At 67.3% G+C, this 25,751-nt stretch carries 17 protein-coding genes and 1 pseudogene; 8 read left to right on the plus strand and 10 right to left on the minus strand.

Translation table 11 applies throughout. The features are described from left to right. The first annotated feature begins 41 nt into the window (after positions 1–41). Together Q0581_RS09595 and Q0581_RS09600 are read left to right on the plus strand one after the other, a co-directional pair. A complete protein-coding gene (locus Q0581_RS09595; protein ID WP_298699735.1) occupies positions 42–2,936 on the plus strand; it encodes a TonB-dependent receptor in 2,895 nt (964 codons plus the stop codon). Positions 2,937–2,940: 4 nt separating this feature from the next. Next, positions 2,941–5,361, plus strand: a complete 2,421-nt coding sequence (locus Q0581_RS09600; RefSeq protein WP_298699737.1) for a prolyl oligopeptidase family serine peptidase — start codon at positions 2,941–2,943, stop codon at positions 5,359–5,361. Positions 5,362–5,397: 36 nt separating this feature from the next. Here Q0581_RS09600 and Q0581_RS09605 read toward each other — a convergent pair whose 3' ends face one another. From Q0581_RS09605 to Q0581_RS09620, 4 genes are all read right to left on the minus strand, one after another. Next, positions 5,398–7,776, minus strand: coding sequence for a prolyl oligopeptidase family serine peptidase (locus tag Q0581_RS09605; protein WP_298699738.1), 2,379 nt, complete (start codon positions 7,774–7,776; stop codon positions 5,398–5,400). A gap of 65 nt (positions 7,777–7,841) precedes the next feature. Next, positions 7,842–10,418 carry a TonB-dependent receptor gene (locus tag Q0581_RS09610; RefSeq protein ID WP_298699739.1) on the minus strand — a complete coding sequence of 859 codons (2,577 nt, stop codon included), beginning with the start codon at positions 10,416–10,418 and terminating at the stop codon, positions 7,842–7,844. Positions 10,419–10,486: 68 nt separating this feature from the next. Then, positions 10,487–11,506 (minus strand): FecR domain-containing protein, encoded by a 1,020-nt coding sequence (locus Q0581_RS09615; RefSeq protein ID WP_298699741.1) that lies wholly within the window; start codon positions 11,504–11,506, stop codon positions 10,487–10,489. Then, entirely contained in the window at positions 11,503–12,009 is a 507-nt protein-coding gene (locus tag Q0581_RS09620; protein WP_298699743.1) for a sigma-70 family RNA polymerase sigma factor, read from the minus strand. Before Q0581_RS09620 ends, Q0581_RS09615 begins: the two co-directional genes overlap by 4 nt. Positions 12,010–12,177: 168 nt before the next feature. Between Q0581_RS09620 and ligD the strand changes: the two genes are divergently transcribed. Further along, on the plus strand, positions 12,178–14,694 hold the full coding sequence (gene ligD / locus Q0581_RS09625) for a DNA ligase D (RefSeq protein WP_298699745.1): 2,517 nt from the start codon (positions 12,178–12,180) through the stop codon (positions 14,692–14,694). On the opposite strand, the gene Q0581_RS09630 is transcribed toward ligD, so the two are convergent. The 3 genes from Q0581_RS09630 to Q0581_RS09640 are packed head-to-tail and all read right to left on the minus strand — an operon-like array spanning position 14,691 to position 18,870. After that, positions 14,691–15,560, minus strand: a complete 870-nt coding sequence (locus Q0581_RS09630; protein WP_298699747.1) for a Ku protein — start codon at positions 15,558–15,560, stop codon at positions 14,691–14,693. The genes ligD and Q0581_RS09630 overlap by 4 nt on opposite strands. A gap of 55 nt (positions 15,561–15,615) precedes the next feature. Continuing rightward, positions 15,616–17,757: an amylo-alpha-1,6-glucosidase gene (locus Q0581_RS09635; protein WP_298699749.1), complete on the minus strand. Its 2,142-nt coding sequence runs from the start codon at positions 17,755–17,757 to the stop codon at positions 15,616–15,618. A gap of 12 nt (positions 17,758–17,769) precedes the next feature. After that, a complete protein-coding gene (locus Q0581_RS09640) occupies positions 17,770–18,870 on the minus strand; it encodes a glycosyltransferase family 4 protein (RefSeq protein WP_298699751.1) in 1,101 nt (366 codons plus the stop codon). Between the two features lie 261 nt (positions 18,871–19,131). Between Q0581_RS09640 and egtB the strand changes: the two genes are divergently transcribed. The 5 genes and pseudogenes from egtB to Q0581_RS09665 all read left to right on the plus strand — a co-directional run. Beyond that, positions 19,132–20,391, plus strand: a complete 1,260-nt coding sequence (egtB, locus tag Q0581_RS09645; protein WP_298699753.1) for an ergothioneine biosynthesis protein EgtB — start codon at positions 19,132–19,134, stop codon at positions 20,389–20,391. Position 20,392: 1 nt separating this feature from the next. Further along, positions 20,393–21,373, plus strand: coding sequence for an L-histidine N(alpha)-methyltransferase (gene egtD / locus Q0581_RS09650; protein ID WP_298699755.1), 981 nt, complete (start codon positions 20,393–20,395; stop codon positions 21,371–21,373). Positions 21,374–21,830: 457 nt separating this feature from the next. Beyond that, positions 21,831–22,091 carry a DUF3489 domain-containing protein gene (locus tag Q0581_RS09655; RefSeq protein WP_298699756.1) on the plus strand — a complete coding sequence of 87 codons (261 nt, stop codon included), beginning with the start codon at positions 21,831–21,833 and terminating at the stop codon, positions 22,089–22,091. Further along, entirely contained in the window at positions 22,088–22,519 is a 432-nt protein-coding gene (locus tag Q0581_RS09660; RefSeq protein WP_298699758.1) for a DUF2924 domain-containing protein, read from the plus strand. The genes Q0581_RS09655 and Q0581_RS09660 overlap by 4 nt, the downstream gene beginning before the upstream one ends. After that, positions 22,500–22,970, plus strand: a pseudogene (locus Q0581_RS09665) (recombinase family protein); the annotation flags it as partial. The gene Q0581_RS09660 and the pseudogene Q0581_RS09665, both read left to right, overlap by 20 nt. 168 nt (positions 22,971–23,138) lie before the next feature. Here Q0581_RS09665 and Q0581_RS09670 read toward each other — a convergent pair. The 3 genes from Q0581_RS09670 to Q0581_RS09680 form a co-directional block, all read right to left on the minus strand. Continuing rightward, a complete protein-coding gene (locus Q0581_RS09670) occupies positions 23,139–23,846 on the minus strand; it encodes an IS6 family transposase (protein ID WP_298699760.1) in 708 nt (235 codons plus the stop codon). A 67-nt stretch (positions 23,847–23,913) separates the two neighbouring features. After that, positions 23,914–24,309, minus strand: coding sequence for a cupin domain-containing protein (locus Q0581_RS09675; protein WP_292039739.1), 396 nt, complete (start codon positions 24,307–24,309; stop codon positions 23,914–23,916). Positions 24,310–24,466: 157 nt separating this feature from the next. After that, positions 24,467–25,635 (minus strand): IS3 family transposase gene (locus Q0581_RS09680; RefSeq protein WP_298699762.1). Its coding sequence is split into 2 segments (ribosomal slippage): positions 24,467–25,377 and positions 25,377–25,635, totalling 1,170 coding nucleotides; the frame shifts between segments, so codons are not numbered across the junction. Positions 25,636–25,751 lie beyond the last annotated feature (116 nt).

The following is a 25,751-nucleotide window of genomic DNA, read 5'->3' on the forward strand; positions in this document are numbered from 1 at the left end:
TCAGGGCCTGCCTCATGGGGGCCGCGGCTGTAAGCGCCGTGATGATCTCTGGGCCTGTCCAGGCCCAGGCCCAGGTGAAGACCTTCAACGTGCCGGCCCAGCCGGCCGCAACCGGCGTGGCGGCGCTGGCCCGCCAGGCGGATGTGCAGATCCTGATCTCGGCCGCCGACGCGCGGGGCCGTTCGGTCAGGGAGGTGCGGGGCGTCTATAGCGTGGCGGAAGCGCTGGAGCGCCTGCTCGCTGGGTCCGGCCTGGTCGCGCGCTCGACGGGTCCGCTGACCTGGGTGGTCCTGCCGACGACGGCGGGCGCTGATCGCAACGCCTCCGTGGATACGGCGCAACTGGACGATGTCATCGTGACGGGCACCCTACTGCGCGGCCCGGCCTACACCCCCTCGCCGGTGGTGGTGGTGCGGCGCGACGACCTGGACCGTGCCGGCCTGGCGACTGTAGGGGACGCGCTGCTGGCTCTGCCTCAGAACCATGCCGCCAGCGCCAATCCCACGGCGTCGTTGACTTCGTCTGACCCGATGCAGAGCAACTTTGGCCTGGCGACCGGCGTGAACTTGCGCGGCCTTGGCGCCGACTCCACCCTGGTTCTGGTCAATGGGCGACGCATGGCGGGGGCCGGCGGACGCGGCGACTTCGCAGACACCTCGGGCGTCCCCACCGCGGCGGTGGACCGCGTGGACGTGCTTCTGGACGGCGCGTCGGCGCTGTACGGTTCGGACGCCGTGGGCGGGGTCGTGAACATCATCTTGCGGCGGGACTTCGTCGGGCAGGAAAGCCGGCTGCGTCTGGGCGCGGTCGAGGGCGGCGGTGAATCGATCATCGCGGCCCATACGATCGGCCATCGCTGGGGCAGCGGTCATCTGCTGGCCTCGTACGAGCATCAGCGCCAGAAGCCGCTGTCCATGTCGGACCGGCCCTATGCGGCCACTGGGGATCTCAGGCCGTTTGGAGGGCTGGATCATCGATACCAGTTCGGGAACCCGGGTAATATCGTGCGCCTGGTCAACGGCGTCTATGTGTCGGATTTCGCGATCCGGCCCGGGCCTGATGGTCAGGCCAACTCTGTGGGGGAATTCGCTGCGGGCGCGCAGAACTACGGATACGCGCGCCAGAACAGCTACCTGGTCCCTCGGCAGGATCGGAATTCGGCCTATGTCCATGCTCGCCAGGAGCTTGGCGCGGCGCTGGAGCTGAGCGGCGATCTGCGCCTCAGCCGGCGTGAGTTCGAGGTCGGCACGCTGCTGCCCACCGTGACCGCCACGGTCACGACGGCCAACCCCTTCTTCTTCTCGCCCACGGGCGCGACGTCCCACACCATCGCCTATGCCTTCGGGAACGATCTGGGCGCGGGGTCGCGTGAAGGCCAGGTCGAGAGCCTGGGCGCCAGCCTGGGCGCACGGCTGAAGTTGGCGCGTGGATGGGAGGCGGAAGCCTTCGTCACCTATGGCGCCGAGACGACCAAGGAAGCGCAGCGGGGCATGCTTCAGTCGACCTATCTGCAGGAGGCTCTGGGCAATACGCCCGACAATCCCGCGACATCGTATTCGGCGGCGCGCGATGGCTATCTGAACCTGTTCGGCGCGGGCGCCCAGAACACCCCGGCGGTTCTGGCCTTCATTTCCAGCGGCTATGCGAACTACGCCTATGAGAACCAGGTCGCCTCGGCGAACCTGATCGTCCAGGGGCCGGTTCTGACCCTGCCGGGCGGGCCGCTGCGCATCGCCGTGGGCGCTCAGTTCCGAACGGAATCCATGGACCAACGCAGCGAGGTCTTCACCTCCGGCCTGTCGCCGACATTCACCGTCACCCCCACGCGCGAGCGCGAGCTTGTGGCGGGCTTTCTGGAGATGCGCGTTCCCATCTTTGGGGCCGAGAACGCCCGCCCCGGTCTGCAACGGCTGGAACTGTCGCTGGCGGGCCGGATCGAGAGCTATGACGACATCGGTTCGACGACGAACCCCAAGATCGGCCTGCTCTGGGTTCCCGTCGATGACCTGAAGCTGCGCGCCAACTGGGGCACGTCGTTCCGCGCTCCGGCCATGAGCGAACTGGCGGAGCGATACTTCATCGCCGCGACCTATGCGTCGGATGTCTCGGGGCGCGTGGCCGTCGTCTATCAGGGAGGCGGAAACCCTGACCTGAAGCCCGAAACGGCGGACACCCTGACTGCCGGCTTCGACTATGCGCCGAGTGGTCGTCCGTGGCGGTTTGGGGCCAGCGTCTTTGACGTTCGCTTCAAGGATCAGATCGGCCGCCCGGCGATCGACAACATCCTGCAGGTGCTGCTGGATCCGACGCTTGCGCCATTCGTTCGCCGCGTGAGGCCCGGCAACGCTGCCGACCTGGCCGAGGTCGAGGCCCTGATAAACCACCCTGCCTATCTGCTGCCCGGCGCCCTGCCGGCCGCCGCCTTCGGCGCGATCGCCGACGGCCGTTGGGTCAACACGGCGTCGGTCGAGGTGCGCGGCGTCGATGTCAACGGCTTCTATGACCTGACGGTCGGCGGCGGCGATCTGACCCTGGGGATTGCGGGCTCCTACATGGCCGATTTCAAGAGGCAGACCACGCCGGCGGCGCCTCAGGTCGATCTGGTGGGGACCTATGGATCGCCGGTGGATTTTCGCGGCACGGCGTCGGCGGCCTGGCGGCGTGATGACTTTGATGTCCGCTTCGCCGTCAACCAGGTCTCAGGCTATCGGGATTTCTCGGGAAACCGCATTTCGGCATGGACCACGGCCGACGTCCAGATGGGATGGCGTCCTTCCGCTTCCTGGGGCGAAGGGGTGGCGGTGATCGCCTCGATCAGAAATCTGTTTGATCGTGACCCGCCCTTCTATGACGCCATCACCGGCATCGGATTTGATGCGGGCCAGGCCGATCCTCTGGGCCGCCAGTTCTCCTTGCAACTGACCAAGCGCTGGTGACGGGATGAAACGGCTTATCTCTCTTTTCATCGGCGCGAGCCTGATTCTGGCGCCCGGCGCCGCCCTGGCTGACCCGTTCACGATCGATGACCTGCTGCGGACCGAGGAGCTGGGTCAGGTCAGCCTGTCGCCCAGCGGCCGGTCCGTCGCCTTCGAACGGCTGGGGCCGATGGATGGCCTGCCGGCCTATGAGTATGACTACATGAACCGGCTTCTGCGGACCCGGCTCCATATCGCGCCGTCGCAGGGCGAGGCGGAGCCGCGGCTGTTGCTCGAGCCCGAGACGAACGCGGGCTACGGCCTGGGGCCATGGGCGCCGGATGACGGGCGTGTGCTTGTCTATCGCTTGCAGGATCGGACCTACAGCGCCGGGGTGGTCGATCCGCGTGATGGATCGGTTCGCTGGTTGGACGGGACCCCGGAAACCGCGATGTGGGGCCGGGCCGCGCTTTGGCGGGATCCGTCGCGGGCGCTGGTTCTTATGCGGGCCGACGGGGACATGCCGCCCCTGCTTTCCCTCGGCTGGGTGGCCCAAGACCGCCTGCCGGCCTATTGGGCGAAGACGCGCGCGGGCGTGGAGGCGGCCCGCACCCTGATCGGCGCCGGTCGCTTCGCCGACCTTACGCCAAGGGCCGCGGTCGGGCGCCTCGTCCAGCTGGATGCGTCCACGGGCGAACAGCGCACTCTGGCCCATGGCCGGTTCTACGACATGGAGCTGTCGCCCGACGGCCGGCATCTGGCGCTGGGCGCCTTCGCCGAGGAACAGGGGTTCGACCCGGCCGCGCCGTTTTTCGGTGGCGACTTCACCGAGCGGCGTCACCTGACCATCCTGGATCTCGAAACCGGAGAGACTTGGTCGCCTGCGCCCAACGAGAGCCTGTCCCCGCATCTGTTCAGCTGGTCGCCCGGTGGGGACGAACTGCTGGTCTATGTGCGGTCGCCGCGGGCGGGACCGGCCGAAGGCGAGCTTGTCCGGCTTCGGCCGCGCGACCGGCGCCGGCTCGCTGTCGATCTGCAGGGGCATCGTCCGGCGGTCGCTGAAAGCGGGCTGCGGACCCCGGTCGTCAGCGCCGACTGGTTCCAGGGCGAACCCGTCCTCTACACGCGAAACCCCAGCGGGCGGGCGGACTGGACGCTTCTGGCCCCGGACGGCGCCCGGGTGCTGACGACCCAGGTCACGGCCCCGGCCGCCAGGCTGGCGGCGGTCACCCATGACCGGATCGTGGTGTCCGACGCCGGACAAGCGGTGGCGATTGATGCGGAAGGCGGGACGCGCGTCCTGGGCCGAACCGTGACGCCGGCCTTCACACCGAACACCAGCTACTTCAATCGGGGCCAGCGTTTCGATTTCACCGGCGCATCGCGCGCACCCTGGCTGATGGTCGAAACGGATGGCGAGCGCCGCCGTCGCGACATCCGCACGGGCGACCCGATCGGACCGGTTGCGCCGCCCACGGTGCGCCTGGCGGCCTTCGACGCGACGACGGTGGTCACGACCGATCGCAGGCAGGGATTGGTCCAGAGCCTGGATCGACCCGGCGGGACCACGCTGGTGACGCTGAACACGGCGTTGGAAAGCCGGACCTTCGTCGCGCCGCGAGAGATCACGCATCGTTCCGGAGATCGTACGCTCACCAGCTGGCTCTATCTGCCGACCGGTATCGATCGACCGCCCCTGATCGTCCTTCCGTATCCGGGGCAGCCCGAGCGGCCTCAGCGACCGGAAGAGCGGAACATCATGCTGAACGCCCATCTGATGACGGCGCGAGGCTATGCAGTCCTCATCCCCAACCTTCCCGACTATGGGCTGCCCGGAAACCCGGCCGAAGGCATGGCGGACGGCATTCTGAAGGTGGTGGAGGCGGCTGGGGCGCAAGGCGGATTCGATCCCGAGCGGTTGATCCTTTGGGGGCACAGCTTCGGTGGCTTCAGCGTCATGGCGGCCGCCACCCAGTCTGATCGGTTCGTCGCGGTGATCGGCGCCAACGGGCCTTATGACCTGTTTGGCCGCTGGGGCGCCTTTCCGCTGGCCCGATCCGTCGCGCCGGAAAAGGGGCTGTCGGTTCGATCGCACGCCGGATCGGTCGAGATGGGGCAGGGCGGCATGAGGGCGCCGCCGTGGGCGGATCCTCAAGCCTATGTCCGCAACAGTCCTCTGATGGCGGCTGACCGCATCACGGCGCCGGTGCTGCTGGTGACCGGCGATCTCGACTACATCACCGACAGTCAGTCCGAAGCCATGTTCACGGCCCTGTATCGCCAGAACAAGGATGTCGCCCTGCTGACCTATCGCGGCGAAGGACACGTCCTGGCCAGCCCCGGCAACATTCGGGACTACTGGTCCACGGCGCTGTCATGGCTGGACGGGATCATGGCGCGGCTGGCCGCCAGCGATACAGCGCAGAAGGGGCAAACCGGCGACTGAGGCGGCCGGGCGGGCGCAAACCCGCCCGGCGTCCGCCTAGCGCCCGGAGGGCGTCTTCAGATGCCGATCCAGGAACTCCAGGGTCCGTCGCATCTGATCCGCCGCCTGATCGGGGCGCCAGTGCGGCGGCGAATGGCCCGCTCCGGCGTAAAGGGCCAGTTCGACCGGGCGGTCCAGCCGCCGCAGCGCGGCGAACAGTTTTCCCGCCTCGCGATAGCCGGTGTAGTCTTGGTCACCCTGGATGATCAGAACCGGCGTCTGAATGCGATCAGCCAGATAGTAGGGCGAGTTGGCGATGTAGCGCATCGGATCGGCCCAGACCGAGGCGCCCAGCCTGGGCTGCGACGCCTCCATCCACACCCCGCCGTCGGTCAGTTCGGTGACGCCGTATTCGACCTGACCATAGGCGCCGCCCAGGTCATACATGCCGCTGCTGGGTATGGCGGCGCGGAAAAGATTGGTGCGCGAGATGATCGCGGCCGTGGCGAAGCCGCCGAAGGACTGGCCGCGGATGGCCAGCCGTTGGATGTCGACCAATCCCAGATCGGCCGCGCGATAGACCTGCGGCATCAGCATATCCATCGTCTCGTCGATGATGTGCCCGCGCTGCCCCCCCGGGGCGATGGGCAGATCGACCAGGATCACGGCATAGCCATGGCCGGTCAGAACATGGGCCAGGTCCCCCATGCCGGGCGCGCCGAACTCGGACAGAGCACGGGTGTAGTCCTGGCTGGGATAGAACCAGACCACGGCGGGCGGCGGCGCATCGCGTGACGAGCCTGGGGGAAGGATGACGGCCGTCTTCACGGTGACAAGCGAGCCGTCTTCGCGCGGGACGACCGTCTCGAAACGTTCGACGCCGCCGACCGTGAGGGCGTTCAGCGCCGGCGCGGCGCGGCTGATCCGCTCGATGCGTTCGAACCGGCGATCCATCAGGGCGACATCGCGGGGCGTCGAAAAATCCTGATGAACCATGGCCAGGCCAAAGGCTGTCGGAACGGGCGCTTCGACGACCGCGTCGCCACGCCAGACCGACCGCGCCGTTCGGCCCCTAAGGTCGATTTCGAAAAGCGCGGTGCGGCTGTCGGACCCCTCCCGGCCTCGGGCCAGCACGACGCCGTCTCTCATGGTCCAGGCGGTGCGTTCATCGGCCGAGATGATCTGGCTTAGCGAGAAGCGGCCCGCCAGCGGGGTGCGAACCGGCTCAGACCCGTCCAGAGGCACCAGCGCCAGATCGATAGGGGCCGCGCGGCCACCGCCCTGTCTGGCCCATCCCCGATCGCCGACGCCGACAATCAGGTTCTGGCCTCCCGGCAGATAGTGCAGAATGTCCCAGGCCAGCGCACCCAGGTCTTCGGCCAGGCGGTGGGGCTGGGATGGCGCATCGCCGCTGAGGTCCACGCGATACAGCGCCCGATCGCGCAGATAGACCAGTTCGTCCCGGTCCGGGTTCCAGCGGTAGCCGAAATCGCTTTCGCCGCCGCCGCCCGAGGGCCTCAGACCCTGGGCGATCCGAATGGGAACGCCGCCGTCGGCGCGCACGACATACAGGTCCACCGCATCGTCATACAGCGAACCCGGCAGGGTGCAGATCGAGGTGTAGTAGCTGACCCACCGGCCCGAGGACGAAAGCCGCATATGGGGCCACGGCCGGTGCCGGTCCGCAGCTTCGCGCGCGCCGACCACATCAGCATCGACGACCGGGGTCGCCAGGCCGTCGGCGAGACGCACCCGAGTGAGCGAAGCGGCGCCATAGGCGGTGCCATCGCACCGCGCGTCGAAGGTTTGCGCATCCTGGGTCCCAGAGGCCTGGGGCGCGGCGGCGCCGGGGGTGTGACGATAGACGGTGACGCCCGCGTCGCCGCCCGGCGGCGGCGTTCCGACGCGCGGCGGCTTGACGGCTTCGGCCAAGGCGCCGGGGCCCTCTAAAGGCCAGGTCGGCACATAGAGGCTGCTTCCATCCGGCGACCAGCGGGGCTGCTCGAACGGGAAGGCCAGGGATTTGACGGTCTGGTCCGACACGCGGCGGCATTCGCCGCTTTCGACGTCCAGCACCCACAGGCGCGGCGCTCCGTCCCGATCCGAGTAGAAGGCGGCCAGCCTTCCGTCCGGCGACCACGACACGTCCCAATCCGACGCCCCAGGCGCCGCGCAAACCTGTCGGGGCGTTCCGCCCGGAAGATCGACCAGAAACAGTCGAGCGCCTTCACTGGACTGGGTCGGGGCGCCGTTCGGCCTGAATCGGCCCTCGACCTTGTCGTCCACGGGGTCTTGCAGGGCGTAGATCAGTTTTCGGCCATCCGGCGAAACGACGATCGGACGGGCCAGGGGCTCCAGGAAGATCTCGGCCCTGCGATAGACGGCGTCCAAGTCTATCGCGGCCGGATCGGATGCCCAGGCGCCTTGTGCGACCATCGCCAGTGTCAGACCACCGCCGAGGGCCGCGACACAGACGCAAGCGGAAACGGCTCTCATGCCGATCACCAGCGCCGCGTCAGCGAGAGGCTGACGACGCGCCCCATGACGTTGTAGTTCGTCGAGTCGAAATTGACCTGATACTCGTTCAACGCCGGGAAGGTCGGTGGCCCCTGGTCGAACAGATTGGAGACCGTCAGCGCGATCTCCAGACCGTTCCAGGCCGCACCGCCCTCGCCAGTCCGATAGCGCACCGTGGCGTCCATAGTGGTGAAGGATCCGGTGTCCCGTTCCGGCGTGTTCTGCGTATCGAGAACGCCATCGACGTGGTTCACGTAGGCCGAAACGCCAAGGTTTCCGCGCACCCACGCGCCACCGGCGCGTGCGCGGAACTCGGCGGGATAATAGACCAGTCCGACCGTCTCGAAGATGGACGTCCCGGCGGTGTTCTGCTGATCCGAGTCCAGCCAGCTGGCCGATGCATCGAGGGCAAGCCCGCCGCCCAGCAGGTCGAACGAATAGGCGGCTGACAGATCGACGCCACGGGCGGTCTGGCGGGCGACGTTGGTGTAGGTGTTGTCCACGATGCCCACGACCTTGGCCGGGTCGTAAGGGGCGCCTGTGATGTTGAACAGGGCGCGGCCCGATCCAGCGATGGTGGCCGCCTGCAGGGCGGCGGAAGGATTTCGTGTCAGGAACGGGGCCCAGACTGGATCGCCGAAAACCGCAGCGGCGATCTGGATCGGCTGAACAACCCGGTCCGTATAGTCGATGTCGAAGACGCTGGCTTCCAGGCGCAGTCCGGGCAGGGCGGCGGGGCGATAGACCAGGGTCGCCGCCAGTGTCTCGGCCCGCTCAGGCTCCAGCTGGCCGCCGCCGCCCACCACAAACAGGGCGGTGGCGTCCGGCGCCGCCCCGACGGCCCCGAAGGCCCAGGCCGGGTACAGCAGAACCACCTGCGGCGAAAACTCCTGGTTCAGCGTGGGCGCCTTGAACGACTGACCCCACGATACCCTCAGCGAAACATCGCGCACCGGATCATAGACCACCCCGATCTTGGGGGTCGTCACATCGCCCAGGCTGGCATACCGCTCATACCGCAGTGCGCCGTTCAGGTTCAGGCGATGAACGAACGCCACGCCCTGATCCGGGCGGATCAGAGGCCAGTCGGTTTCGGCGAAGGCGTAGCTCGCAGTCTGGTGGCCATTGTTGCGCCGTATGCCCTGGACCGGCAGCACCTCGGCGTAGTCGTTGCGTCGAAGGCCGGCGCCGAAAGCCAGCCGCAACGGGCCCCCAGGCAGATCCAGCAGCGGCCCCTGCATCACCACTTCGCCACCGGCGACGGTGTTAAGGTAGGTATTCTTCACATCGGCGAGCAGGGTCCCATCCACCGCTGTCGCGGTCTGGTGCGATCGGGTCCGGTCGTCGCCGTAGTTCGCCGCCAGCGAACCGGTCCAGCCCCAGAAAAGGTCGAACGTCAGTTCCGGGGCGATCGAATAGTTGCGGACCTTGGTCTCGCTGATGTTGTCCTGGAAGCTGTCCAGCGCATAGCTGGTGGCGAAGCGGTCAAGGAAGAGTACATCCAGCCGCCCGGCGATGCCCGACGCCAGCTGTTGATGGCCGCTGATCAGGACCGCATCCTGCCGGGACGGAGAATAGACCTGGGTGACATCCAGCATGTGGTCCAGGGAGCCGCGCTGCCCCGCCCGCATGGCGCCGGTCTTCTGGTGATCATAGGTCGCCACGACGCCGCCGCCGCTCCACGTCCGGCCCGCGACCGCGCTGAACTGACGCTGCTCCAGGCCCCCGCTGGTCGCGCCGCCATAGCGCGCCATGGTCTCAAGCCCGTCGAAATCGCGCCGGGTGATGATGTTGGCGACGCCGCCCACCGCGTCTGATCCATAAAGGGCCGAGGCGCCGTCGGTGATCACCTCCACGCGCGCTACGGCGGCGACCGGAATGGCGGATGCATCGACCGCCTGGTTGAAGCTGCCGAACGACAGCCGGCGTCCGTTCAGCAGCGTCAGCGTCGCATCGGGTCCAAGACCCCGCAGATTGAACGAGGATCCGCCCGTCAGATCCTGGTTGGTGATCCCCCCGGTGCCGTTGGTGATGGTCGGGTTCTGCCCGCCGTTGAAATTCTGGGGCAGGCTGCGCACCACCTGCCCCAGGTCCGTGTGACCGGCGTTGCGGATGTCGTCCTGGGTCACCACCACCACGGGCGAGGCGGGCGTCGCCCCGCGAATGCGGGTGCCGGTGACGACAACGCCCTCCAGCTGGGTTGCCTGGGACGGCGCGCCCTCATCGGCGATATCGTCCCCTCGGGACTGGGGGTGGATGATGAGAACCCCGCTGTCGCCGCGCCGCGCCTGCAGACCGCTGCCGCCCAACAGGATCGAGAGCGCGGCGTCGGTGGAATGTCGCCCGGACAGAGGCGCGCTTCGGCGTCCCTGGGTGATCCGGCTGTCGAAAACCAGCTGTTCGCCCGAGGCGCGGCCGAACGCGCGCAACGCATCGCTCAGGTCCTGGGCCGGGATATTGTATGTGCGCTGAAGGGTCTGGGCCGCCGCCGGCGCGGCGCCGCTCAGCGCGATCAGGACAGCCGCCGACGCCGACATGCCCAGGCTTGAATACGATCTCATCATGGTCCTCCCCGTCGCGCCCGAATGCTTCGGCGCCTGGCAGTAAGACGCACAGGGATGCCGATCATTCAGCGCGCGGACAAAGTCACCGTGCCGTCGGCGTGTCGCATCGATCGAACCGGCAAAGCGGCCGTAACCCCTTCAACGAAGGCCGCCGTGTCCCCGGCGGTGAAGACGCCGCTGACCCGCACGCTGGCCGCTGCCGTGCCATCAATGCGGATCGGTCTGTCCGCATAGCGGTTCACGCGAGCGACGGCGACGTCGAGCGGATCGTCGGAAAAGACCAGCGAGCCCGCTTCCCATGCCGACGCGCGGGAGGGGTCGAACGACCCGATCGGCCCGCTGGCTCCATCGGCGGAGACCGAGAGTTGTCGGCCGCCGCTCAGGCTGCGTTCGGCTGGCGCACCCGCCCTGTCGAGCACGGGCGTAAGCTGTTGCGTGGGACCCCTTCGCCGCAGGACCGATACGCTGCCTTCATAGAGCATCAGCCGGACCTCGTGCTTCACGCGCTCCACGCTGAAGGACGTGCCGGTCGCCACCACCACGGCGCCGCCCGCGTCGACCGAGAACGGCCGCATGGCGTCCTTGGCCACTGTGAACCGCGCCCGGCCCTTTTCCAGGACAAGTAGGCGGCGGCGGTCGTCATAGGCGACCGAGACCCGCGTGTCGGCGTCCAGGGACACGGCGGAGCCGTCCTTCAGGCGCACCAGTCGCCGCTCACCCACATCGGTGGAATAGACCGCAGGGCGGTTCGACACGATCGCCCCCAGCCCCACGGCCGCCGCTACCGATGCGGCCATTGCGGTGACGATTGCGCCGCGTCGCCAGCGCGACAGGGGCCGGTTTCGCGCCTTGCCGAGATCGCGCAGGGCCGATCGGCGCAGGTCCAGCATCGCGTCCGACGTCGCCTGCGCCCCTGTCTCTTCCCAGACCGCCAAGGCGGCGTCGAACAGTTCCGGGTGTCGGTCGTCCGCCGCAAGCCAGTCCTGAAACTGTGCGGCGTCCGCCGGATCGAGGGGCGCGTCCATAAGGCGCAGCGCCCAACTGGCGGCCGTCTCGTGCGCCGAGTTTGTCGCGGCGAGGTTCATGGACGTTCTCCCAGGCCCGCCATCATCAAGGCCATGGCCTTCATCAGATGCTTGTCCACGGCGCTCACCGACATTCCATAGGCTTGGGCCAGGTCACGTTTGGGCACGGCTTCAAGACGGTAGAGCAGAAAGATGGTCCGCGTCTTCTCGGGCATGGCGGCGAGAAGTCCGGACACGGCGCTCAGCGACTGGCGCGCCGCGACGACGCGGGACGGATCCAGGGCCTCGATACCAAAGTCTTCTGTCGAGGATATCCAGCGCCGGTACGAGGCGCGCACGGTTTCGCGCCTCGCCCGGTCCCGCAGCAGGTTCGCCGCAATCTGGAAAACATAGCCGTCCCCGACGTTCGCCCGATCCGCCCCACCCGCCATCAGGCGGGTGAAGACATCCTGTGTCATATCCTCGGCATCAGCGCGGTCGGACAGGCGCCGGAGAAAGAACGCCATCAAGGCCGGCCGCCATCGCCGACTGAATTCGTCCTGATCCAAGCGTTGGCCCGCCATGCACACTCCGCCGACCCTTGATTCAAGGGTAGGACGCACCACTTGGGCGATCATACAGCAGACGACTCATTTTTTTGCAGGCGCGCCATACGCAAGGGATGAGCCCCTTCAGCACCGCCTCCCTGATCCGTTTCCCCTCCGACACGTTGTGTCGCGCAAGGAGGCGGCATGGCGGATGATCTGGAACTCTATAGGCGCAAGCGGGATTTCGCGCGCACCCCCGAGCCCAGGGGCCGGAAGCCCTCGGCGCGGTCGGGTTCCCGCTATCTGATCCAGCGCCATGCGGCGACGCGCCTGCACTACGACCTGCGGCTGGAGCACGATGGTGTGCTGAAATCCTGGGCCGTGACCAAGGCGCCGTCGCGCGATCCTTCGGTCAAGCGCCTTGCGGTCGAAGTCGAGGATCACCCGGTCGAGTACGGCGGCTTCGAGGGGATCATTCCCGAAGGCGGCTATGGCGCCGGAACAGTGCAGATGTGGGACGTGGGCCGCTGGGCCCCGCGCGACCCGGATGTCGGCGCGGCGCTGAAAAAGGGAATGCTGAAATTCACGTTGGAGGGCGAGCGGCTGAAGGGCGGGTGGGCGCTGATCCGGCTGAAGTCTGATCGGGGGCGGCCGTCCAAGCGGAACAACTGGCTGCTGGTCAAGGAGACGGACGACCAGGCCGTGGCGGGCGAAGGCGACGCCCTGATGCAGATCGACGCCTCGATCACCAGCGGCCGCACCCTGGCCGAAATCGCGGGCGGCGCGAAGGCCTGCACCTCGTCCAAGCCGACCCGCCGCAAGGCCCCGCCGCGTCCGCGCCCCACGGCGGCCCAGGGCCAGGGGCCGGACCGCCCCCGTCCGTTCACGCCCATCCAGTTCGCCAAGGTCGCCGATCATCCGCCAGGGGGCGCAGGCTGGGTGCATGAGATCAAGTTCGACGGCTATCGCATCCAGGCTTCCATCGGCGGCGGACGGGCGGCGCTGCGCACTCGCAGCGGCCTGGACTGGACGGCGAAATTCCCGGTCCTGGCCGCCCAGGCGGCGACCTGGCCCAGCGCGGTTCTGGACGGCGAACTGTGCGCTCTGGACAAGAACGCCTCGCCAGACTTTTCGGCCCTTCAGGCGGCCATATCGGAGGGGCGGACGGACGGGCTGATCTACTTCGTCTTCGACCTTCTGTTCGAAGGCGACGAGGATCTGCGCGACCTGCCGCTGTCGCACCGCAAGGCGCGGCTGGAAGCCTATTGCGACCGGGTGGGCCAGGCGGGGCCGAACCTGCGCTATGTGCCGCACTTCGCCTCGTCGGGCGAAGCGGTGCTGACCAGCGCCTGCCGTATGGACCTGGAGGGGGTCATCTCCAAGTCGCTGGACGCGAAATACCGGGCCGGGCGATCGACCAGCTGGGTCAAGTCCAAATGTCGGGGCCGGGACGAGGTGGTGATCGGCGGCTGGTCGTCCGAAGGCGGGTCGCGGCTGCGGTCGCTGCTGGTGGGGGTGCGGGACGACGGCGGCCTGAAATACAGAGGCCGGGTCGGCACGGGTTTTTCGGCCGCCCTGACCAAGACCCTGATGCCGGCGCTGAAGGCGGCGGCGGCCGACGCCAGTCCCTTCGCCGGCCCCGGCGCGCCGCGCGGCGGTCGCGACATCCACTGGCTGCGCCCCGTCCTGGTCGCCGAGATCGAGCATGCGGGGGTGACCGAAGGCGGCTCGGTTCGCCAAGCGGCCTATAAGGGCCTCCGCGAAGACAAGACGGCCGTCGAGGTCGTTGCCGAACCGCAGCCGCCGACGGTGCGACCGTCGGGCAAGACCGTGATCGCGGGGGTGACGATCTCGAACCCGGACAAGGTGCTGTGGCCCGTCCACGCGGGGCGTCCGGCGGCGACCAAGGCCGACCTGGCGCGATACTACGAAATGGCGTCCGCTCGCCTGCTGGACCATGTCGCCGACCGGCCGGTCTCGATCATCCGGGCGCCGGACGGGATCGAAGGGGAACGCTTCTTCCAGCGGCACGCCATGCCCGGCCATAGTCCGAGGCTGAAGCTGATCGACGTCAAGGAGCGCAAGCCCTATGTCGCCGTCGCCGATGTGGGCGGCCTGGTCGCGGTGGGCCAGGCGGGCGGGCTGGAGCTGCATCCCTGGGGCTGCAAGCCAGGCGATCCGGAAACGCCGGAGCAGATCACCTTCGACCTGGACCCCGACGAAGGGCTGGACTTCGCCCAGGTGATCGCCGCCGCCAAGCTGCTGAAGCCGCATCTGGAGGCCCTGGGTCTGACGCCCTTCGTCAAGACCACGGGGGGCAAGGGTCTGCATGTGGTGACCCCCATCCGCACCGACGCCCGCAGCCGCGTCACCTGGGACCAGGCCAAGGCCTTCGCCAAGGCGGCGTCGGAGGCGCTGAAGGCTGAACATCCCGACCGGTTCACCACCACCCTGGCCAAGAAGGCGCGCGGCGGGAAGATCTTCCTCGACTATCTGCGCAACGGACGCGGGGCGACGGCGGTCGCACCCTGGTCGCCCCGCGTCCGGCCGGGCGCGACCATCGCCACACCGCTGAATTGGACCCAGTTGCGCGCTGGCCTGGACCCGTCGGCCTTCACTATCCACACGGCTCAGGCCCTGCTGAAGAAGCCAGATCCCTGGGCCGATTTCCGCGGCGGCGCCGCATCTCTGAGGCCGGCGATGAAACGCCTGGGGCTCTAAGCGGCCTTATTCTTGGCGGCGAGCTTGCGGGCCGGAGCCTTTTTGGCCGCGGTGGTCTTGGACGCGGGCTTCTTGGCCGAAGAGCTTTTCTTGGCCGGTCCCTTCAGGCTGGCGCGCAGGGCCTCCATCAGGTCGATCACATTGGTGTCGTCCGGCTCGGGCGCGCTGACCACGCCCCTGCCCTTCTGCTTGGCCTTGACCATGTCGCGCAGCGCCTCGTCATAGCGGTCGCGGAACTGGGTCGGGTCGAAGTCGGCGGCCTTCTGGCCGATGATGCGGGCGGCGATCTCGACCATGTCCTTGTCGGCCTTCACCTGGGGGATGTCGTCAAAGAAGTCGTCGGCGTCGCGCAACTCCTCGTGCGGCCGCAGGGCATAGGCCACCAGGCCCGCCCCGTGCGTCTCCAGGGCGATCTGCCGCTCGCGTCCGCGCAGCACCAGACAGCCGATGGCCACTTTGCCCGCCTTCTTCATGGCGTCGCGAATGACGACGAAGGCCTCGGCGCCCGGCCCCTTCTGCGGGACCAGATAGTAGGGGTCGTCCCAGTAACGGCGGTCGATGTCGGCCTCGTCGACGAACTGGTCGATCGAGATGGTCTTGGTGCTTTCCAGACGCACCTTGTCGAAGTCGGCATCGTCGAACAAAACGTATTCGTCCTTGGACACCTCATAGCCCTTGACCAGGTCGGACCGCTCGATCGGACCGGTGTCGGGGTCGGTGGCGACCATGCGGATGCGGTTGTGGGTGTCCGGATTGATCAGATGAAACCGCACCTGGGCCGAAGACGAGACGGCCGAATACAGGGCGACCGGACAGGTCACCAGCGACAGCTTCAGATGCCCCTGCCAGGCGGGACGCGCGACCATGGCTGTTCTCTCCGTTTCCAGCCCGGAACAACGACACGGAGCGCGGATCGTTGCCTTAAGGGAGGGCGCCTTTGTCCCGTTCGAACCGCACAGCGGCGCCGCTCTCGATCACCACCACCCGTCCGTCGATCCGGCGGAAACGCAGGCTGTCAGACAGGCCGGGCGCCTTGAGCCCTATCAGGTCCAGTCGATCCAGCCCCTCGGGCAGGACGGGATCGCGCACGGTGACACGACCGTTCAGCCCGTCGATGTCCAGGCCCAGCGCCGCCTGAAGCATCATGAAAGTCGAACCGGCGGCCCAGGCCTGGGGCAGGCAGGCCACCGGATAGGCGATCGGCGCTTCGCTCGGCCGGCGTGGAAAACCACAGAACAGTTCGGGCAGGCGCAGGTTGAAATGGGTGGCGGCCGCATAGACCTCGTTCATCAGCATGGCCACCGCGTCGCGTTCGCCGTAACGGGCCATGCCGGCGGCGGCCATGGCGGTGTCGTGCGGCCAGACCGAACCGTTATGATAGCTCATCGGATTGAACCGCGCCTGGCCCGCCGCCAGGGTGCGCAGGCCCCAGCCAGAGCGGAACTCCGACGACAACAGACGCCGGATCACCCGTCGCGCCCGATCGGCCGTCGGCAGGCCCATGAACAACAGGTGGCCGACGTTGGAGGCGATGGAGCGCACCGGCCGGCCCGCGCCGTCCAGGGCGATGGCGTAGAAGCCCTGATCCTCCATCCAGAACCGCTCCTCGACATCGGCGCGCAGGGCTTCGGCGCGATCCTCGGCGTCGTCGGGGCGACGCCCGATCAACTGGCCAATCTGGTCCAGCGCGCGCCAGGCGGCGTAGGCGTAGCCCTGAACCTCCAATAGGGCGATCGGCCCGTCGGGAAAGCGGCCGTCCGCATGGGCGATGGAATCGAAGGAGTCCTTCCAACCCTGGTTCGACAAACCCGTCTCGGCGGCGCGCTGATAGGCGACGAAGCCGCCGCCCGCCCGCATCTGGGCCCGCATCCAGTCGGCCGCCCGCTCCAGCGCCGGCCACAGGGTCCGCAGGGTGTCGACATCGCCGGTGCGCCGGACATAGGCCCCGGCCAGGGCCACGAAGAGGCAGGTGGTGTCGACCCCGCCGTAATAGAGACCGAACGGGACCTCGCCCAGGGCCGACATCTCGCCGCCGCGGGTCTCGTGCATGATCTTGCCGGGCTCGGCGTCGCGAAAGGCGTCGGCTTCCGTGGCCTGACGGCTGGCCAGATAGGTCAGCACGCCCCGCGCCAGCGACGGGTCCAGCCACAGCATCTGCCAGGCCGTGATGATCCCGTCGCGTCCGAACGGCGTCGAAAACCAGGGCGTCCCGGCATAGGGATAGGGGCCGGTCGGCAGGTCTGTGGTCAGAAGGGCGATGTCCGATCGCGACTGGGTCAGCCAGGCGTTGAAGGCCGGGGCGCTGTGGCCCCGGACCGCTGCGCCGCGACGCCGCCTTCGCCGCATGGCCAGCCGCGCCTGGATGGCGTTCAGGCGGAACCGCGTGCGGTCCGGCGGCTCGCAGCGATCCGGCCCGCATTCGACATACAGGTCCATGTGCCGACCGGGCGCCAGGCCGAACAGAAACTCCGCCGACGTTGAACCCAGCCGTGCCGGCGGTTCCGAAAAGGCCAGACAGCAGCGGCGCTCGACGCCGTCCAGGCCCTGGTAGCGAAAACTGACCCGGCGCCCGTCCAGCGTGGGCGGCAGCACGGTTCCCGTCTTGGTCCGCCGCGTGCCTCGCACCTGGAAGATGTCCGCGAAATCGGCCGCGAAGCTGTAGGTCACCGGCGCCCACACCTCCTCCAGCCCATGGTTGCTGATCCGCACATGCTCGAACAGACGTTCGTCGAACAGGAAACGGCGCCGTTCGATATGCAGCACCCCGGCCGGGGCCGACCGTTCGCCCATGGGCGGCAGGGGCCGGTTGGTCGAATGACAGCTGAAGAAGACATTGTCCCGGCTGACCCCGGAACTCAGCCGTGATGGACGACTGCGCCCGATGGTCAGCACCAGGCCCGACAGAATGCGCGTGTCGCGATGGAACAGACCGTCCGCTCCACCGCGCAGGTCGCCCCAGGGGTCGGCCACCAGGAACAGGTCGGCGTCCTTCAGCGTCAGCAGGCCTTCAAGCCCGTCCTGCTGATCGACGGCGGTGGTCTGGACCGAATAGGCGTCGTCCATGGGGCCTCCGGGTCAGGCGATGGCGGCGAAGCTGCGGTCCTCCTCAAGGACGGCGATAGGGGACTCGGTCTGGGCGAAAGGGCGTCGCGCCAGCAGGTCGCTGTAGACATCGACATAGCGCCGCGCCATCGCCGTGGCCGAGAAACGGCGCTCGAACCGGCCCCGTATCGCCTGACGATCCAACTGTCCCGCCCTGGCCGCGGCTGCCACCGCCGCTTCGAATTCGTCCACCAGGAAGCCCGTCACCCCATGCTCTATCACCTCGGGCGCCGCGCCACAGCGATAGGCCACGATCGGGGTCCCGCAGGCCATGGCCTCGATCATCACCAGGCCGAACGGCTCGGGCCAGTCGATGGGAAACAGCAGAGCCTCGGCCCCGCCCAGGAAGTCGCTCTTGTCGGCGTCGCCGATCTCGCCCACGAACTCCACCAGAGGATTGCCTTCGACCAGCGGCCGGATGACCGTTTCCCAGTAGGCGGCGTCGGCCGCATCCACCTTGGCCGCGATCTTCAGCGGGCGGTTCAGGGCCGTGGCGATGCGGATGGCGCGATCCGGCCGCTTCTCGGGCGAGATGCGGCCCAGGAAGGCGAAATAGCCTTTCGACGCGGGCGAGAACCGATACAGGGCCTCCGGCATGCCGTGATGGACGGTGGCCCGCCAGTTGGCCAGCGGGAGGGGGCGCCGCTGATTGTCGGAGATCGAGACCAGGCCGTATTCGGGCCAGCGTTCATAGACGCCGGGCAGGTCCTTCAGGTCCAGCCGCCCGTGCAGGGTTGTGACCGTCTTGTCGGCATAGCGCGAGAACATGGGGAAGTGCGCCATGTCGGTGTGAAAATGGATCACGTCGAAGGCGTCGGCCCGCACCAGCACCTCGTGCAGCATGACCATGTGCGCCGCCGCGTCTGACTTCAGCGGCGCCGGGTCCAGCCGCAGCGCCTGATCCCGCACGCTGACCAACCGCCCCAGGGTCCTGGCCTCGGCGCTGGAGAACAGGGTGACCTCATGCCCCAGTTCGACCAGGGCGTCGGTCAGATGGGCCACCACCCGCTCCGTCCCGCCATACAGACGCGGGGGCACGGCTTCGTACAAGGGGGCGACCTGGGCGATCTTCATGGCGAATGTCCCGAAACGAACGATACTGAAACCGGCGACGCGCCGGCCTGTTCCGGGTGGCCGCCAAGCCGACGCTAGGAAACATCCAGAGGCGAAAGCTGTTCCTTTGTCGGCTTCCCCTTATTGGAGCAGCGCGATCTCGTCCCGTGGTCACAAGCGCCGAGTTGCCAAGGACGGCATAGATTCCTCTAAGCGTCAGAACGCTCAAGCGGAACTCCCGGGGGCCTTGGCCATTAGGATGTCAGTCGCCGGGGGTGGACCTTGAAACTCAATGTCATCCCAGAAGGCGTCAACCTCAACGCATTGCAGAAACGCTACGCCGTCGTGCGGGCCCGCACCGAAGCCCTGGCCGCGCCCCTGTCGCCTGAGGACCAGCAGGTCCAGTCCATGTCCGACGTCAGCCCCAGCAAATGGCATCTGGCGCACACGACCTGGTTCTTCGAGACCTTCCTCCTTATCCCGTTCGCGCCCGGATACGAGCCGTTTGATCCGGCCTTCGACTATCTGTTCAACTCCTACTACGAGGCGGTGGGCGAGCGGGTGGCGCGGGCGGATCGCGGGCTGATCTCGCGGCCGTCGCTGGACGAGGTGATGGCCTATCGCCGCCATGTGGACGCGGCCATGGCTGGTCTGCTGGAGGCGCTGGACGACGTCGAGGCGGCCGCCCGGGTCGAACTGGGCCTGAACCATGAGGAGCAGCATCAGGAGCTTCTCCTGATGGACGCCAAACACGTGCTGTCGGTCAATCCGTTACGGCCGGCCTACGCCCGTCCGGCTCCGGCGGCTCGGGAGGCGACGCGCGAGCTCGACTGGGTCCGGTTCGAGGGCGGGCTGGTCGAGATCGGCGTCGATGGCGAAGGCTTCGCCTTCGACAACGAACGGCCGCGGGCGAAGGTGTGGCTGGAGCCGTTCATCATCGCCGACCGGCTGGTCACGGCAGGAGAGTGGCGCGCCTTCATGGCGGATGGCGGATATCAGCGGCCGGAGTTGTGGCTGGCCGATGGTCTGGCGGCGGTCCGCGAGGGTAACTGGACCGCGCCCCTGTACTGGCGAGAGGCGGCGGCTGGCGAGTGGCGCGCCTTCACCCTGGCCGGAGAGCGGCCGGTCGCCGACGCCGAGCCGGTCTGCCACGTCAGCTATTACGAAGCCGACGCCTTCGCGCGCTGGGCCGGTCGACGGCTGCCGACCGAAGCCGAATGGGAGGTCGCGGCCCTGTCCACGCCAACGTGCGAGGTGGCGGGGGGTCTGCATCCCGCACCGGCGGGCGCAGCTGCGGGGCTGCGGCAGATGTCGGGGGCGGGGTGGCAATGGACCGCCTCCGCCTATGCCCCATATCGCGGGTACCAGCCTGCCGCCGGGGCGCTGGGCGAATACAACGGCAAATTCATGTGCGGACAGATGGTGTTGCGTGGCGGCGCCTGCGTGACGCCGCCCGGCCATGCGCGCGCGACCTATCGCAACTTCTACCCGCCCGCCGCCCGGTGGGCCTTCAGCAGCGTGAGACTGGCCGATGATGCTTGATATGGATCCGGCCGCACGCCATCGCCGGCGCCGGGCGATCCTGCATGATCTGGAGCCGGGGGCGGACGATTTCCTGACGGCGGTGACCGAGGGACTGTCGCGCGCGGAGAAGGCGTTGCCGCACAGGTTCCTGTATGACGCGCGAGGGTCGGCCCTGTTCGACCGCATCACGCGCCTGACGGAATATTATCCGACCCGCACGGAGATCGGCATCCTGCGCGAACAGGCCGGGGAGATCGCCGAACGGCTGGGACCCCATGTGCAGTTGGTGGAACTGGGCAGCGGTTCCAGCGTCAAGGTGCGCATACTGCTGGACGCCCTGGACCAGCCCCATGCCTATGTGCCGGTGGACATCAGCCGGGAGCATCTGGCGGGCGCAGCCCAGGCCATCCAGGACGACTATCCCGAGCTGCAGGTCGAGGCGATCGCCGCAGACTTTGCTCAACCGTTCGAACTGCCGGCTCGGGGCGCGGGCCGGCGCGTGGCCTTCTATCCAGGATCGAGTGTGGGCAACTTCCCGCCTGCGGAAGCCGAGGCCTTCCTGCGCCTGTGGGCGAAGCGGTTGGGGCCGCGGGCCTTGATGCTGATCGGCGTCGACCTGCCCAAGGGCGCGGAGGTGCTGGAGCCGGCCTATGACGATGCGCAGGGCGTGACGGCGGCGTTCAGCCTGAACCTCCTGGCGCGGGCGAACCGGGAGTTGGGCGCGGATTTCGATCTGGCGGCCTTCCGCCATGAGGCGCGCTGGATAGAGGCCGAGGGGCGGGTGGCGATCCACCTGCGGTCCCTGGCTGATCAGGCCGTCACCGTGGGGCGAAACCGGTTCGCCCTGCGCGAGGGCGAACGCATCCACGTCGAGGATTCGTGGAAATACGGACTGGAGGACTTCCGCCGACTGGCGTCGGCGGCGGGATATCGCTCACTGGACGTCTGGACCGATGCAGGCGGTCTGTTCAGCGTTCACCTGCTGGAGGTCGACGCATGAAGACGCCCGAACCGCGCAAGGGCATGCCTGATCCGACCTTGGACCACGACCATAAGCCGCCTTCGCCCGGGAGAATACTTTCACGGTCAGAACCACGCTACCGCCGTACGGTCATCCGGGGATGCGTGTCACACCGGTAAAGGGTAGGAGCTGCACCTTTGAGATCCATACTTATGTGATCGTGGATGACGGCCGTTCCCAAAAGTCCACGTATCCCTTCACCGGGAGAGCAGGCCTCGAGCGTTCAGAGCGAACATGGCTTGTGGATCCCATCTCGATCTATCCCTGATCATCCCTAGGACCAGCGGCCGCCGATGATCTCGTTCATCAGGTCGGGCTCTTTTTGCAGGCCGGCCAGCGACACGAGATCACCGGCGTAGGTGCGCGACCCAAGCGGCGCGCGGCGGCCGATACACGTTCGCCGGCGGCTGGCAGGTCTCAGCCCGGTCCGGACACGATGAAGCCTCAGGGGCCCGAGCCCCGGCCCACAGGTCCCGGCGGCAAGCTCGGCGTCATCGTCGGCCTGATGCGTCGGCCGGAAGGAGCGACAGTCGTTCAGATGAGCGAAGCGACAGACTGGCTGCCGCACTCGGTCCGCGGTGCCCTGGCGGGGGCGATCAAGAAGAAGCACAAGCTGACCGTTACCTCCGTGAAGACCGACGCCGGACGGGTCTACCGCATCGCGCTTCTGACAGTCGCCGAGGCGATTTCCGAATGAGCCGCACTGAGGTCGCCGCTGAGATTCGGGCGCTGGAGCGCCTAGATCTTGAGGGCCTTCGCGCCGTTTGGGCTGACCGCTACGGACCGCCGGCGCCTCGTCTTCGGTCGCGCGAACTCCTTGGTCTGACCTTGGGTTGGCGCATTCAGGCCCAAGCCTTCGGCGGCCTGGATATGGGCGTCAGACGCAAGTTGAAGGATGAGAAACCACCGCATAAGGCGAGGGTGGAAGTCCCGATAGGGACGGTCCTGGTGCGCGAGTGGAAAGGCGTGCCGCAGTCGGTTCGGCGCACGCCAACTGGGTTCGAGTGGAGGGGTAGGACCTACCCCAGCCTTACCGCCGCTGCCCGCGCTATTTCCGGCGGGGTCTGGAGCGGACCCAAATTCTTCGGCCTGGAGGGCGGGCGACGTGGCCAAGCCCAAGCTTAGGTGCGCCATCTACACCCGCAAGTCGTCGGAAGAGGGCTTGGAGCAGGAGTTCAACTCTTTGCATGCACAGCGCGAGGCTTGCGAGGCCTATGTAAAGAGCCAGATCGGGGAGGGGTGGTCCGCCTTGCCGACGCTATATGACGATGGCGGAGTGTCGGGCGGCACTATGGACCGCAACGGTCTTCAACACCTCCTCACAGACGTGGCGGCCGGCAAGATCGACGTGGTCGTGGTCTACAAGGTCGATCGCCTGACCCGCGCGCTGAACGACTTCGCCCGCATCGTAGAGGTGTTCGACAAGCATCAGGTCTCGTTTGTCTCGGTGACCCAGGCCTTCAACACCACCACGTCGATGGGTCGGCTTACGCTGAATGTGCTCCTGTCCTTCGCCCAGTTTGAACGTGAGGTTACGGGCGAACGGATCCGCGACAAGATCGCAGCCTCCAAGAAAAAGGGCATGTGGATGGGTGGGTCACCTCCGCTCGGCTACGACCCAGACGGTCGCAAGCTGAAGGTCAATGAGCCAGAGGCCGAGCTGGTTCGGCACATCTTCCAGCGGTGCTGTCAGTCCAACGCCAACTTGTCTCCAGTTGACGCATTTGGGGCAGGGGCGTGTAGGCTATCCGGCAAGTGTCTTCCACTCGGCAAAGGCAGCCGATCGCCGGGCTTTGAAGTCGTCTCGGCTGATGAGGTGGCGGTCCTGGTTGAAGTGGTTGTGGAAGGCGGCGTGGACGGAGCTGAACTTCTGCAAGGTCTTCATCTGGCGGAAGCGGAGCATGGCGCGTTCTCGCCGTCGGAACGGCAGATGTGAGTTCTCACACCGGTTGTTGGCCCAACGGCCGATATGCTGCTTCTCCCCATTGCCGAGGTCGTTCATCGCGGCGCGATACGAGCGGAGGCCGTCGGTGACGATGGCCTTGGGGCGGCCGTGGCGCTTCATGGCTTTCTTGATGAAATTCAGTGCTGCGGCCTTGTCCCGGGTCTTGGTGACAAAGGATTCCAGCACCTCGCCCTCATGATCGACGGCGCGCCAGAGGTAATGCATTTCGCCGTTGATCTTCACGTAGACCTCGTCCAGATGCCAGCGCCAGTGAGTGTAGGCGCGCATGTGATCGACCCGCTTCCTGCGGATCTCGGCGGCGAACATCGGGCCGAATCGGTTCCACCAAAGCCGCACCGTCTCATGGCAGATGTCGATGCCGCGCTCGGCCAGCAGGTCCTCGACGTTTCGCAGGGACAGCGGATATCGGACGTACATCATGACCACGAGCCGGATCACCTCCGGCGAGCTGTCAAACCAGCGGAACGGATTGGTCGATTTGGCCATGCCGCGAGGCTAGGCGCGAGGCTCGCGATCGGCAATCAAGTTTGGGCTGACAGAGCCCCGCCGCCGCCTATTCCGTCGTCGTCCCGTCGAAATGCTCTTCGGTTGCCTCGGCTTCAGCCTTCGTGGCGCGCACGATCCCGTCCTTGTGATCCGGCGGACCGTAGACGGTGTAGAGCTTCAGCTTCTTGTCGCCCGTGTTGATGACGTTGTGGCGGGCGCCCGCGGGGACGATGATCGCGTCATCGGCTTTGATCTTCGTCCGCTGACCATCGATGCAGACTTCGCCCTCGCCCTTCTCGATGCGGAAAAACTGGTCGTGGTCGTCGTGGACTTCCTCGCCGATTTCCTCGCCGGGCCGCAGTGCCATCAGCACCAACTGAAGGTGCTTGCCGGTGTATAGCACCCGGCGGAAATCCTTGTTCTCGACCGTCAGCCGGTCGATGTCATCGACGAAGCCCTTCATCGCGCTCTCCTATAATGCGTCACGGCAACGCTACCATTCCAGACGGTCGGCGACCATTGATCCGCGTCAATGTGAACCACCCTCTATAGAGCTTGGCTCCTGTCTCTGCCCTGCCCTCCCGTCGGGAGGGATGACGTGCCCCCCTCTGCTCCCTCGATCATTGTGAGAGCCCAGGGGGTTGATAGCCGATCTGCTGCGCCGGCGGGAGCGGCCGTGCGGCGGAGCTGATCAAGTTGCGCAGCCGGACGGCCGCGGGGTTCAGGCGCACCGCCTCCGGGGTCAGTCCCCCGTGCGCCGAGTGCGGCCTGACGTGGTTGTAGTCGATGCGCCAGCGCTCGATGACGGCGCGGGCCTCGGCCAGGGTGGCGAAGACCTCCTCGTTCAGGCACTCGTCGCGGAGCCGGCCGTTGAAGCTTTCGACGAAGCCATTCTGCTGCGGCTTGCCCGGCGCGATGTAATGCCAGGCGAGGGCGGTGCGGTTGGTCCATTCGAGGATCGCCCGGCTCGTCATCTCTGTCCCGTTGTCGCTGACGATCATGGCTGGGCGCCCGCGCCGGGCGATCAGCCGGTCCAGCTCCCGGGCCATGCGCTGACCGCCGATCGAGGTGTCGACCACCAAGGCCAGGGCCTCGCGCGTGAAGTCGTCCACGATGCACAGGATGCGGAAGCGTCGGCCCCACGACAGGCTGTCGGCCACGAAGTCGAGGCTCCAGCGCTGGTTGGGCCCGTCCGGCAGGGCTATGGGCGCACGGGTTCCGGTGGCGCGCTTGCGGCCCCGTCGCCGTCGCACCGCCAGGCCTTCCTCCCGATAAAGCCGGAACAGCCGCTTCTTGTTCATACTGACGCCCTCCCGTTCCAACAGGATGCCCAGGCGCCGGTAGCCGAACCGGCGGCGCTCGGCCGCCAGGCTGCGCAGGCGCTCGCGCACCTCCGCGTCGCCCTGTTCAGGCTCGCGACGCACCGTCTTGGGATCGATCTGAACCAGCCCGCAGGCGCGCTTCTGGGAGAAGCCGCGCTCCGCCATCAGACGAAGCACGGCCGCTCTGCGCGCTGCAGGCCCGATCAGTTTTTTCCCAGAAGATCCTTCAGAGCCGACACGTCCAGCATCGACTCCGCCAGCAGCTTCTTCAGCCGCCGGTTCTCGTCTTCCAGCGCCTTCAGCTTCGTCGCGTCCGACACCGTCATGCCGCTGTACTTCGCCTTCCACCGATAGAAGGTCTGCTCGCTGATCCCGTGCCGCCGACAGACCTCCGCTGTCGGACTCCCGGCTTCCTGCTCGCGCAGCACGCCGATGATCTGCGCCTCGTTGAACCTGCTCTTCTTCACATCCGTCTCCTTGATGAAACGGACTCTCACTCAAAACGAGGGATCAGGAAGGGGGCACGTCAGGGACATTCACACGGGCACGGCTCTGAAGATCTTGGGCTTGAGCGGGCTGATTT

This window comes from uncultured Brevundimonas sp., from assembly GCF_937863155.1.
Lineage (GTDB): Bacteria > Pseudomonadota > Alphaproteobacteria > Caulobacterales > Caulobacteraceae > Brevundimonas.